Origin of the sequence: Pseudoclavibacter sp. CFCC 13611, assembly GCF_008831225.1 — a bacterium.
Classification (GTDB): Bacteria; Actinomycetota; Actinomycetes; order Actinomycetales; family Microbacteriaceae; genus Pseudoclavibacter_A.
In genome coordinates this window covers 392,530-404,206 of sequence record NZ_WBKE01000003.1, presented here as the reverse complement: position 1 = coordinate 404,206, position 11,677 = coordinate 392,530, and the positions used below count along the sequence as shown (strand labels likewise).

The following is an 11,677-nucleotide window of genomic DNA, read 5'->3' as shown; positions in this document are numbered from 1 at the left end:
ACACATGACGAAGAAACCCGCCTCGCAGGCTGCCACATCCGCATCGAAAACACCTGCGTCGAAACGTGGCCGTGAGATCGCCGTCACCGTCGTCGGCGTCACACAGATCGCTCTCGCGGCCATCGCCGCTGCCGATCTGTCGCATCGGCGCTCAGACGAGGTGCACGGGCCGAAGATGGTCTGGTCGCTCGCGTTGAACATCCCGTGGGCCGGCCCGCTCTCGTACTTCGCGCTCGGCCGCAAAGACCCGACGTCTCTGCCCCGATTCAAGTGACCAGTTCGCTCGGCTAGACCGCGCGTCACGAAACGACGACCCTGGTGTGCTCCCAGTGCGCCACAATAGACGCATGAGCACAGCTGCAACCGCCACCGCATCCAACGACGACGAATCTCGTCGACCCGTCGACGCCTCTCGCTCCGAGAGCAGAGCGCCTGCTGCTGACCCGGCCGGTGCCGGCGGCTCTGTGCGCGACACGACGCCCGGCACCATCGGCACCCCGCTCACCCCGCATGCGACCCGCGCGCTGCTGCTGGGCTCCGGCGAGCTCGGCAAAGAGGTGACCATTGAACTGCAGCGTCTCGGCATCGAGACGGTCGCTGTCGACCGATATGCGAACGCACCGGCGCATCAGGTCGCCCACCGCGCACACGTGATCGACATGCAGGATCCCGCAGCACTGCGCAGCGTGCTCGAGACCGAACGTCCTGACCTGATCATTCCCGAGATCGAGGCCATCGCGACCACCGTGCTCGCCGAGATCGAAGCCGAGCAGCCGTGGCCGGTTCGGGTGGTGCCCACCGCCCGCGCGACCGTGCTCACCATGGACCGCGAGGGCATTCGCCGTCTCGCGGCCGAGACCTTGGGGCTGCCCACCAGCCCGTACCGCTTCGTCGATTCGGTCGACGAGCTGCGCGTGGCCGTCGGCGAGCTCGGTCTGCCTGCGGTCATCAAGCCCGTCATGTCGTCGTCGGGTCATGGCCAGTCGGTGCTGCGCACACTCGACGACGTCGACGCTGCGTGGGATGCCGCCCAGACCGGGTCTCGCGGCCACGCTGCCGAGGGGCATGCTGTGCGCTGCATCGTCGAGGGCTTCGTCGACTTCGACGACGAAATCACCCAGCTCACAGTGCGCCACACCGGTGGCACCACGTTCCTCGACCCTGTGCACCACCTGCAGGTCGACGGCGACTACGCCGAATCATGGCAAATGCCGCATTCCGGCACCTCATCCATGCCAAGTTCCATGCCTCGATCGGTGGGCGACACAATTCCCATGCCTCGATCGGCGAGCGACGCAGACCCCCTTCCCAGCTCAGAGGAGCACGCCGAGAACCGTCCCCGCTACCAGGAAGAGGCCGCCCTCAGCGAGGCAATCGTCACCAAGGCCCGCGACGTCGCTCGGCGCATCACCGACGCGCTCGGCGGCTGGGGTCTCTTCGGAGTCGAACTCTTCGTCAAGGGCGACGAGGTCATCTTCAGCGAGGTCTCTCCCCGACCGCACGATACCGGGCTCGTCACGCTCGTCAGCCAGGATCTCAGCGAGTTCGCCCTGCACGCCCGTGCCGTGCTCGGGCTCCCCGTGGCCGAGCCTGAGCGCTTCCCAGGCGCGGCGGCGAGCGTGCCCGTCAAGGTCGCCGGCAGCGGCGTGCCGGTGTTCAAACATGTGGATGCGGCACTCGCCGCCGCCCCGACCGCGCAGCTGCGTCTCTTCGGCAAGCCTCGAGTCGACGGCGAGCGCCGTGTGGCGGTCGCTCTCGCCCGCGGAGCGAACGTCGACGAAGCCCGAGCACGTGCCCATGCGATCGCAGACGCCCTGCAAGTCGATCTCATCTGACCGACGGGCATAGCCGAACAGCGCCCACCGATTCGGCGAGAGAGCTGTGTGCTCAGCATGGCCTCGTCGCCCGAAACGGCACGAGTGCGCATGCCCGAACCCCCGCCGGAGTGACCGCAGAGAGACCCGGACGAGAATGTTTCACGTGAAACATTCGCGAGCACTTGTGAGCATGTCAAGGCGTTTCACGTGAAACGTCTGCAGCGTGTGTGGACTAGAATCGCGCTCCATGACCACACCTACACTCGAACGCAACCTACAGAACAGGCACCTGCAGCTCATCGCCATCGGCGGAGCCATCGGCACAGGCCTGTTCATGGGCAGCGGAAAGACCATCTCGCTGGCCGGCCCCAGCATCCTGCTCGTCTACGCGATCATCGGAACAATGCTGTTCTTCGTGATGCGCGCACTCGGCGAGCTGCTGCTCTCGAATCTGAACTATCGGTCGTTCGCCGACTTCGCCGGCGACCTGCTCGGGCCATGGGCGACGTTCTTCACCGGCTGGACATACTGGCTGTGCTGGGTCGTCACCGGCGTCGCCGACGTCATCGCGATCACCGGCTACACACGCTTCTGGTTTCCAGACATTCCGCTCTGGGTGCCCGCGATCCTGCTGATCGCCCTGCTGCTGGCTCTCAACCTGCCCACCGTGCGCAACTTCGGTGAGATCGAGTTCTGGTTCGCACTCATCAAGATCGTCGCCATCGCCGCACTCGTCATCGTGGGCATCATCATGCTCGTGACGCACTTTCAGACGCCGTCGGGCGACACCGCCTCGATCACGCACCTCTGGGATGAGGGAGGCTTCTTCCCGACAGGTTTCTGGGGCTTTGTCGCCGGATTCCAGATCGCCGTCTTCGCCTTCGTGGGCATCGAGCTCGTCGGCACCGCGGCCGCCGAGACGCAGAACCCTCAGACGACGCTACCGAAGGCCATCAACTCGATTCCCTGGCGCATCGTGCTGTTCTACCTGGGCTCGCTCTTCGTGATTCTGACAGTGAACCCGTGGAACAAGATCGACCCGACACAGTCGCCCTTCGTCAACATGTTCGCGATGGCCGGCATCGGCATCGCCGCACACGTCGTCAACCTGGTCGTGCTCACCTCGGCCGCATCGTCGGCGAACAGCGGCATCTACTCGACCTCGCGCATGGTCTACGGCCTCGCCACCCAAGGCCACGCACCCTTCTGGCTCAGCGCCCTGAGCAAGCGTCGCGTGCCGAAGAACGCGCTGTTCTTCTCATGCACCTTCCTGCTCGCAGGCATCGTGCTGCTCTACGCCGGCGACTCGGTCATCGGTGCGTTCACGGTGATCACGACCATCTCGTCGGTGCTCTTCATCTTCGTCTGGACGATCATCCTCTGCAGCTACCTCGCCTATCGACGCAAACGCCCCGAGCTGCATGAGAAGTCGACCTACAGGCTGCCCGGCGGCATCGTCAGCGTGATCGTCGTGTTCGTCTTCTTCGCGTTCCTGCTCTGGGCGCTGACACAGGAACAGGACACCCTGCAGGCACTCATCGTCACGCCCGTCTGGTTCATTCTGCTGGCGGTCGTCTACTTCTTCATGCGGCACCGCATCAGCACCAACAAGACCGACCTGGCCGAGGTGGGCGTCGACATCACACCTCGCACCGAGCCGGTGCCCGGCACGAACAACGACGTGCCCGCCGACCGACCGGACACATCGACGAAGCGCGACTGACGCATCCGTCGCCCGACGCATCCGTCGCCCGACGCATCCGTCGCCTGACGCGGCGAGGCCCGCACCGCAGAGCGTGACCGCACCGCAGAGCATGAACACACCACAGAGCGTGACCGCACCGCAGGCACCAGGAAAGTGACAGAATCGACGATATGACCAGCTATCAGCCCGAGCCCGGGCACGTCACGATGTTCACCACTCCATGGTGCGGGTACTGCCGCAACCTCAAGGCGCAGATGCAGCGTGCCGAGGTGCCGTTCGAAGAGGTCGACATCGAGCAGCACCCCGACGCTGCCGAGATCGTCAGCAAAGTGAACGGCGGCGACCAGACCGTGCCGACGCTGCTCTTCGCAGACGGCAGCGCGGCGACGAACCCCTCGCTTGCGCTGGTGCGTGAGCGGCTGGGTGCCGCGTAGCGGTCTCACTCTGCGGCGGATGCCGTGGTCGCCCCGCCTCGCGCGGTCAATTCGTGCTGCCCCAACGGGCGACGTAAGATCGTCAGTGGACCGCCTCGCCGACGTCGGTCCGTCTGAGCCACAAGATATTGACGCAAAGGAGCTCATATGGCCGCCAAGAAGGCTGACCTGTCCAGCATCGAACTTCCCGAGGAGTTCTCGGGCATCAGCGTGCAGAAGCTGCAGGATGTCAGCGACGCCCTGCAGAAGGCGGCCGACGCCGCGCTGCTCGCCGCCGAGACCGGCACCGAGCCCGCACAGTGGCGCCGCCTGTCGGTCTCGACGCTGACTTCGACGATCTCGCGCACCGCGATCGAGACGATCATGCGCGTGACGAACATCCACCCCGCCACACTGCGTGCGCAGCTGACCGCTGCCGCTGCGATCAACGCCGAGCAGATCGCACGCGGCGCCGAGCTCGACGCCGCCGAGATCAAGACGTCGGTCGCCGCCTCAGAAGAGGCCCTGCGCCTGCTCGAGGCCGCCATCCAGCACCTCACCGAGGTCATCGGCGACTGAGGCCCCGCTGCCACAGAAGAAGAGGCCCTGCTGCCGCTGCCCCACCGCGAGATACGGTGCGGCGACGACCGCAGGGCCTTTTCGTGTGCCCGAAACGGTTCTGTGGCTCAGCCCTGCTGCTCGGCCCACCAGGCCTGCAGTCGTTTCGTCGCCTCTTCGAGGCCCAGTGGCCCCTCGTCGAGGCGCAGGTCGAGCAGGAACTTGTAGGCCTTGCCCACGACAGGCCCCGGCTCGACGCCCAAGACGCTCATGATCTGCTGCCCGTCGAGCTCAGGGCGCACCGCCGCGAGCTCCTCCTGCTCGTTCAGGTATTCGATGCGCCACTCCAGCTCGTCGTAGGCGGCGCGCAGCCGAGCCGCCTTACGCTGGTTGCGCGTGGTCATGTCTGCTCGCGTCAGGCAGTGCAGACGCTGCAGCAGTGGGCCGGCGTCGCGCACATAGCGCCGCACTGCGGCATCCGACCACTCCTGCTCGCCGTAGCCGAAGAAGCGCATATGCAGCTCGATGAGCCGAGCGACGGGCTTGATCACGTCTTTCTCGAAACGCAGCGCCTTGAGCCGCTTGGTCGCCAGACGGGCGCCCACCAGGTCGTGGTTGTGAAAGGTCACCACGCCGCCGGGTTCAAGACGACGCGTCGCCGGCTTGCCGATGTCGTGCAGCAGCGCTGCGATGCGCAGCACCAGATCCGGCTGATCGCCTTCGAGGTCCATGGCCTGCCTCAGCACGGTGAGCGAGTGCTCATAGACGTCTTTGTGGTGATGGTGTTCGTCGGTCTCGAGGCGCAGGGCGGGCAGCTCGGGCAGCACATGGTCGGCGACCCCGGTGTCGACCAGCAGACGCAGACCGCTGATGGGGTCGTCCGAGAGCATCATCTTGACCAGCTCGTCGCGCACGCGCTCGGCAGAGATCATCGTGATCGTGGCAGAGCGCTCGGCTGCGGCGTCATAGGTCTCAGGGTCGACGGTGAACCCCAGCTGAGCCACGAAACGAGCCAGGCGCATGATGCGCAGCGGATCGTCTGCGAACGAGACCGCGGCTGGCCCGGGCGTGCGCAGCACGCCGGCGAGCAGGTCGCTCACGCCGCCGAAGGGGTCGACCACGGCTCGTGCGGGCAGTCGCACCGCGATCGCGTTGACGGTGAAGTCCCGCCGTTTCAGATCGTCTTCAAGGTTGTCGCCGAACTCCACCGTCGGTTTGCGCGTCTGGTGATCGTAGGAGTCAGCCCGATACGTGGTGACCTCGACCTGCTGACCGTCGATGCGCGCCCCGACCGTGCCGAAGGCCCGGCCGATGTCCCAGTGCGCCGTCGCAAGCGGCTTCAGCACGGCGAGCGCCTCATCCGGGCTCGCACTCGTGGTGAAGTCGAGATCGACCCCCTGATGACCGAGCAGCGCATCGCGCACAGAGCCGCCGACCAAAGAGAGCTCGAAGCCCGCTTTGTCGAAGGCGCGTCCGAGCTTCAGCAGCGTCGGAGAGTCGAGCACCCGATGCATCGCTCCCATCGCCTCGACGATGCTCTTCGGCTGCTGCTGCGACTCGGCCTGCTGGTTCTCGTTCATATCCTGACAATCTTCCCACAGCCTGCCCGGAATCGACCCGGAGCTCGCGCCGGTAGAGTAGAGACGCACAATTCGAAGGGTACTCATGCACGCAGAACGTCGCGGCCGCTCGGCTGGTCAGTCCTCTGCGCCCCTTCGGCCCGCACCGGCGGCAGCACCTGTCCGGCGGTTGGGGGCGATCGGCGGCATCCTGCTGTCAGGCGCCCTGCTCTTCACCGCGACGGCTCCGGCAGCGCATGCCACAGCCACCTCGCCAGCAGCGAGCGCCACGGCAGACGTCACCACGGCATCCGCCGTCACGCCTGCCGGCCGTGACAAAGCCACGACCCAGCCCACTCGGGTCTCAGCCAGCGACGTGCAGCTGAGCATCGACCATCCCCCACGCGCGCTCGATGCGCACAGCCCCTTGAGCATTACGGCGACGGTGACCAACAACGGCGACGAACCGTTGGTGTCTGCGATGGTCGAGTTCTATCTGGGCAACCGACTGATGACCACCACCACGCAGGTGCGCGACTGGTATGACACCGCGAGCGCCACCGGGCCGAGCAACCGTGCGACGAAAGTCGGGGGTCGGCCCATGCAGACCATCGAGCCGGGCACCAGTGCGACCGTGACCTTCGACGCCGACGCCGATCGACTGCCCACCTGGCAGTTCGCCGACGACAAGGGGGTGCTCGGCTACGCGGTGCGCCTCACCTCGAACAGCAGCGACAGCGTCTGGCAGCAGAGCACGCTCGCCTGGAACGTCGCCCAGAGTGACGTGCGGCCGCTCAACGTCATCGTTCCGATCACCGCGCCCGTGGCGGCTGGCCGTTTCTACACGGCCGAACAGCTGGCCCAGCTCACCGGCGCCGACGGCGAGCTCACCACGCAGATCGACGCGCTCGACTCGTTGAACGTCCAGCTGGCCGTCGACCCCAAGATCCTCGCCAGCATCGCGCTGCTGGGCACGAGCGCGCCGGCGGATGCACTGGCGTGGAAGCAGCGGCTCGATGCCTTCCCCGAGATCATGCCGCTCATCTGGAGCGACGCCGACGTGCAGGCGCTCTCCGCGGCAGGAGTGTCTCAGATCGGCGACGACCTGCTCGGCGGCGGCGTGGCAGGCAGCACCGACCAGCCGCTCGTGCTCGCACAGGCGCCTGGCGACCTCTCCGCCTCAGGGCTCAGCGTGGTCAGCGGCCAGCGGCCGCTCATCATCAGCACCGATCGACTGCAGGACACCTCGGCCGATGTGAGTCTGCGCCGACTGCAGGGCACGCCGGTGATCGGGGCCAACCACAACCTCATCGATGCGCTGCACGACAGCCTCGAGAGCGACGGCGCCCAACAGCAACGCGACCTCGACCGCATCACGGCGATGGCGACGACGCTCGGCCTGGCCACACAGGATTTCTCGACGGTCACCACCGTGCTGCCGCGCGGCTGGAGCCAGCAGGCCAAGCAGGCCGGCGACGCGCTCAGATCGGTCGCCGGCTCCGGTGTGCGTTTCCAGCCGGGGGTTCAGATCACCCCGCACCACGACGCACAGAACGGCGGCGACACCGGCGATCAGAGCGACGGGCACGACGCCCCGCAGACCGATCTCGACACCTCGTCGCAGACCGCCGAGCAGGACGACCTCAGCCCGCTGGGCGAGCTGGCTCAGGCCGCCTCGTCGGTCGATCGCCTCGCCTCCGTCTCGGCCGACCCTCAGAGCGTGCACAGCACGTTCCTGCAGCAGACCGCCTCGCTGTGCGGCGCGGGCTGGACCCGCAACGACACCTGGCGCCAGGCGGTCACCGCACAGGCTGCCGAGAGCGCCGCTCAGCTCGATGCCGTCGCAATCACCTCGACGACCAACCTGACCCTGGTCTCGGGCAGCTCGCAGATTCCCGTGGCCGTGCGCAACGACACCGGACAGCCGGTGACCGTCCAGGTGCACATCTCTCCCAGCACCGGCCGCGTCACGACGAAGTCTCCCGTGAGCCTCACCATCGACCCGCACAGCGCAGCCACCGCACAGGTGCCAGTTCGGGCGATCGCCAACGGCAGCGTCGTGCTGAACATCGGCATCACCAACGACCACGGCGACCCGATCGGCGAGACGGTATCGCGGCCGATGGACGTCCAGGCGCAGTGGGAGGGCATCGGTCTCGGCATCGTCGGCGCCGCCGTCACCCTGCTCTTCGGCTTCGGGCTCGTGCGCAGCCTGATTCGGCGCCGACATCGACTGTCGGCCGACGGCGAGCCGCCCGCCGAGCATCCCGACCACACGACGGAGACCCCGACCCGATGACCGCCAAACCCGCCTCTGTGGGGCGCAGCTCGCTCGTGCTCGCCCTCGGCACCGCCGTCTCACGACTGCTCGGCTTCGTGCGCACGTTCCTCATCGTGGCGGCACTCGGCGTCAGCACCACCGCGTCCAACGCCTTCATGACGGGCAATCAGATTCCGTCGCTGCTGTACCAGCTCACCGCAGGCGGCGTGCTCACCGCCGTACTCGTGCCCCAGATCGTGCAGGCGACCCGCGGCGCGGACGGCGGCCGCGGCTATATCAACAAGATCATGACGCTGGTGCTCTCGGCGCTGCTCATGGTCACGCTGCTGCTCACGCTGCTCTCGCCCATGATCACCAAGGCGTTCACCGGAGGCTGGTCGGGAGACAACCTCGCCCTCGCCACCGCGTTCACATACTGGTGCATGCCTCAGGTCTTCTTCTACGGCCTCTATGCGCTGCTCAGCGGCATCTACAACGCCCGTCGGGTCTTCGGCCCGTACACCTGGGCTCCCGTGCTCAACAACGTCGTCTCGATCGCCGGCTTCCTCGTCTTCATCTGGCTCTTCAGCGCCGACCCCCAGGGCAACACCCCGGTCAGCGACTGGACGCCCGGCATGATCTCGACACTGGGACTCTCGGCGACGCTCGGCGTCGCGCTGCAGGCCGCGATCATGTTCGCCTGGTGGCGCAGAGCCGGTCTGAGCTTTCGGCCTGACTTTCAGTGGCGTCACACCGGGCTCAAGCCCACGTTCGTGGCCGCCGTGTGGATTCTGGGCATGGTCGCGCTCGACTGGCTGCACTCCTTCGTGAAGACCGTCGTGGCCAACTCGACCGAGCCGTATCGCACCCCCGGCGACACCACGCTGATGGGCCTCACCAGCTTCGAGACGGCCAGCCTCCTGCAGCTGGTGCCGCACGGCATCATCGCCGTGTCGATCGCCACCGTCTACTTCACGAGGTTCAGCGAGCACGCGGCGTCACACGATCACGTCGCCTTCACGCGCGATCTCTCGGCCAGCCTGCGCCACACCGGGGTGCTCACAGTGTTCGCCGCCGCCGCCATGACCGTCGTCGTCATGCCGATGGCCCGCATCTTCACCACCGGAGACTTCGCCCAGAACCAGGCCTTCGCCCGCGTGCTGCTCGTGCTGATGCCCTTCTTGATCGTGGTGAGCGCCAACCTCTTCGCCATCCGCGCCTTCTATGCCCTGGACGACACCAGAACTCCGTTCTTCGTCGCCCTGGTGCGCATGGCACTGGTGCTGCCCTGCTACTGGCTGACCACCCGCGGAGACCCGCATTCAGTGGTGTTCTTCGAGACCCTGGTCTCCGGCTGCGCCATCGCCTTCGACACCGTGGTGCTCTTCTGGCTGCTGCGCCGCCGTCTCGGCGGCATCGACGGCCGCCATGTCGTGCGCGTGCACGTGCGAATGCTGCTCGGCGCCGTGGTCTCGGCGGCGGTCGGCCTCGGGCTGATGGTGCTGCTCGGCGCATTCGCCCCCGGTGGCTTCGCGCTCGCCTCAAAGGTCACAGCGGTCGTGAGCTGCGTGCTGCTCGCGGTCGTCATGGGCGTCGTCTACATCGTCATGCTGCGTCTGCTTCGTGTGGATGAGCTGGGCACGCTGCTGCGTCCGGTCGGCAAGATCTTGGGTCGCCTTCGCAGCCGCGGATGACCTCACGGCGGGAATAGGCGTCTTCGATCCGAGGTTGACCTGAGATGTGGGTCGAGAGCCGGTCGACACAGCCGTAGGCTGGAGGTCGGCCTGCGATTCAGGCCCCGCAGCCGACGCTCAGCGTGCGGCCGCGGTCACATCACGAGAGCACAGGAGACATTCCACATGAGCGTGCATGACGTCGTCATCATCGGTTCCGGCCCCGCTGGCTGGACCGCAGCCATCTACACCGCCCGTGCCGGTCTGAAGCCTGTGGTGATCGCCAGTTCGGTCGAGACCGGCGGCGAGCTCATGAAGACCACCGCGGTCGAGAACTTCCCAGGCTTTCCCGACGGCGTGCAGGGGCCCGACCTCATGACCCAGATGCAGCAGCAGGCCGAGCGCTTCGGCACCGAAGTCGTCTACGACGACGTGACCGACGTCAAGCTGCTCGGTGACACGAAGGTGCTCACCACAAGCCTCGGCGACACCTACGAGGCCCGTTCTGTCATCATCTCGACCGGTTCGGCCTACCGCCGACTCGACCTGCCGAACGAAGACCGACTCTCTGGGCACGGCGTCTCGTGGTGCGCGACCTGCGACGGCTTCTTCTTCCGAGACAAGGTCATCGCCGTCGTCGGCGGTGGCGACTCGGCGCTCGAAGAGGCCACGTTCCTCACCCGTTTCGCGTCGAAGGTCTACCTGATTCACCGGCGCGACGAGCTGCGCGCATCGAAGATCATGCAGCAGCGCGCTCTGGCCAACGAGAAGATCGAGCCGATCTGGAACTCCCAGGTCGTCGCGATCGAAGGCGAGGATGAGCTGCGCTCGGTCGAGCTGCAGAACACCGTGACCGGCGAACGCAGCACGCTCGACATCGAAGGGCTCTTCATCGCGATCGGCAACGACCCGCGCACCGATCTCTTCGCCGACCAGGTCGACCTGACCACCGAGGGCACCATCGCCGTCGAAGGGCGCAGCTCGCGCACCAGTGTGCCCGGCGTCTTCGCGGCCGGCGACGTGCTCGACGCCACCTACCGCCAGGCGATCACCGCCGCCGGCTCGGGCTGTGTCGCGGCGATCGACTGCGAGCACTACCTCGCCGATCTGGACGACCAGGCCGATGAGGCGGGGGTGCCCATGGCATCCGCCGAAACCGCAGCAGTCTGACCCGAGACCTCAGACCACCACTGAACTCAAAAGGAGCTGACATGACCGTCATCAATGTGAACGAATCCAACTTCAAGCAGCAGGTGCTCGACGCCGACGTGCCCGTGCTCGTCGACTTCTGGGCGGAATGGTGCGGCCCGTGCCGCGCCATGGCGCCGGTGCTCGAAGAGTACGCGAACGACCACGAGGGCAAGGTCGTGATCGCCAAACTGAACGTCGACGAGAACCCGAACCTCGCCGGCCAGTACCGCATCACGTCGATTCCCGCGCTCAAGCTGTTCTCGAAGGGCGAGGTCGCCACCGAGGTCATCGGCGCCCGCCCCAAGGCGCAGCTCGAGAAGGATCTCGCCGAACACGTGGCCTGAGCGAATCGCGCTGACCCCTCTCCCTGCTCCCCGCCGCGCAGGTCTCCACCCCTCGGAGACTCACGCGGCGGGGAGTTCTGTGTCATCGCCACCCGTTCGGAATGTGCGACACGCTCGCCATGCGGGTGCTCTGTGACCTGCGCGACACATGAGGAGG

General features: G+C 66.7%; 10 protein-coding genes. 9 read left to right on the top strand and 1 reads right to left on the bottom strand.

Annotation, left to right across the window (positions count from 1 at the left end; translation table 11 throughout):
- The first annotated feature begins 4 nt into the window (after positions 1-4).
- The 5 genes from F8O08_RS10520 (at position 5) to F8O08_RS10495 (ending at position 4,514) form a co-directional block, all read left to right on the top strand.
- Complete coding sequence (locus F8O08_RS10520) at positions 5-274, top strand: PLDc N-terminal domain-containing protein (RefSeq protein WP_158043225.1); 270 nt, start codon at positions 5-7, stop codon at positions 272-274.
- Between the two features lie 73 nt (positions 275-347).
- Positions 348-1,835: a formate-dependent phosphoribosylglycinamide formyltransferase gene (gene purT, locus F8O08_RS11025; protein WP_225733635.1), complete on the top strand. Its 1,488-nt coding sequence runs from the start codon at positions 348-350 to the stop codon at positions 1,833-1,835.
- A 229-nt stretch (positions 1,836-2,064) separates the two neighbouring features.
- Positions 2,065-3,540, top strand: coding sequence for an amino acid permease (locus tag F8O08_RS10505; protein WP_158036942.1), 1,476 nt, complete (start codon positions 2,065-2,067; stop codon positions 3,538-3,540).
- 152 nt (positions 3,541-3,692) lie between these two features.
- Positions 3,693-3,956: a mycoredoxin gene (locus F8O08_RS10500; RefSeq protein WP_158030444.1), complete on the top strand. Its 264-nt coding sequence runs from the start codon at positions 3,693-3,695 to the stop codon at positions 3,954-3,956.
- Between the two features lie 147 nt (positions 3,957-4,103).
- Positions 4,104-4,514: a hypothetical protein gene (locus tag F8O08_RS10495; RefSeq protein WP_158036943.1), complete on the top strand. Its 411-nt coding sequence runs from the start codon at positions 4,104-4,106 to the stop codon at positions 4,512-4,514.
- Positions 4,515-4,621: 107 nt separating this feature from the next.
- Here F8O08_RS10495 and F8O08_RS10490 read toward each other — a convergent pair whose 3' ends face one another.
- A complete protein-coding gene (locus tag F8O08_RS10490) occupies positions 4,622-6,073 on the bottom strand; it encodes a CCA tRNA nucleotidyltransferase (RefSeq protein ID WP_158043224.1) in 1,452 nt (483 codons plus the stop codon).
- 85 nt (positions 6,074-6,158) lie between these two features.
- Between F8O08_RS10490 and F8O08_RS10485 the strand changes: the two genes are divergently transcribed.
- The 4 genes from F8O08_RS10485 (at position 6,159) to trxA (ending at position 11,520) form a co-directional block, all read left to right on the top strand.
- The gene (locus tag F8O08_RS10485; protein WP_158043223.1) at positions 6,159-8,351 is read left to right on the top strand and encodes a DUF6049 family protein; all 2,193 of its coding nucleotides are present in this window, start codon (positions 6,159-6,161) and stop codon (positions 8,349-8,351) included.
- Positions 8,348-10,006, top strand: coding sequence for a murein biosynthesis integral membrane protein MurJ (gene murJ / locus F8O08_RS10480; RefSeq protein ID WP_158036946.1), 1,659 nt, complete (start codon positions 8,348-8,350; stop codon positions 10,004-10,006). Before F8O08_RS10485 ends, murJ begins: the two co-directional genes overlap by 4 nt.
- A gap of 171 nt (positions 10,007-10,177) precedes the next feature.
- Positions 10,178-11,155 carry a thioredoxin-disulfide reductase gene (gene trxB / locus F8O08_RS10475; RefSeq protein WP_412973622.1) on the top strand — a complete coding sequence of 326 codons (978 nt, stop codon included), beginning with the start codon at positions 10,178-10,180 and terminating at the stop codon, positions 11,153-11,155.
- A 41-nt stretch (positions 11,156-11,196) separates the two neighbouring features.
- Positions 11,197-11,520: a thioredoxin gene (trxA, locus tag F8O08_RS10470; RefSeq protein WP_158043221.1), complete on the top strand. Its 324-nt coding sequence runs from the start codon at positions 11,197-11,199 to the stop codon at positions 11,518-11,520.
- Positions 11,521-11,677: the final 157 nt, after the last annotated feature.

Excerpts from the sequence above, each read along its gene's own strand:
- F8O08_RS10520 (WP_158043225.1), top strand. The coding sequence starts at position 5 with ATGACGAAGAAACCCGCCTCGCAGGCTGCCACATCCGCATCGAAAACA.
- purT (WP_225733635.1), top strand. The coding sequence starts at position 348 with ATGAGCACAGCTGCAACCGCCACCGCATCCAACGACGACGAATCTCGT.
- F8O08_RS10505 (WP_158036942.1), top strand. The coding sequence starts at position 2,065 with ATGACCACACCTACACTCGAACGCAACCTACAGAACAGGCACCTGCAG.
- F8O08_RS10500 (WP_158030444.1), top strand. The coding sequence starts at position 3,693 with ATGACCAGCTATCAGCCCGAGCCCGGGCACGTCACGATGTTCACCACT.
- F8O08_RS10495 (WP_158036943.1), top strand. The coding sequence starts at position 4,104 with ATGGCCGCCAAGAAGGCTGACCTGTCCAGCATCGAACTTCCCGAGGAG.
- F8O08_RS10490 (WP_158043224.1), bottom strand. The coding sequence starts at position 6,073 with ATGAACGAGAACCAGCAGGCCGAGTCGCAGCAGCAGCCGAAGAGCATC.
- F8O08_RS10485 (WP_158043223.1), top strand. The coding sequence starts at position 6,159 with ATGCACGCAGAACGTCGCGGCCGCTCGGCTGGTCAGTCCTCTGCGCCC.
- murJ (WP_158036946.1), top strand. The coding sequence starts at position 8,348 with ATGACCGCCAAACCCGCCTCTGTGGGGCGCAGCTCGCTCGTGCTCGCC.
- trxA (WP_158043221.1), top strand. The coding sequence starts at position 11,197 with ATGACCGTCATCAATGTGAACGAATCCAACTTCAAGCAGCAGGTGCTC.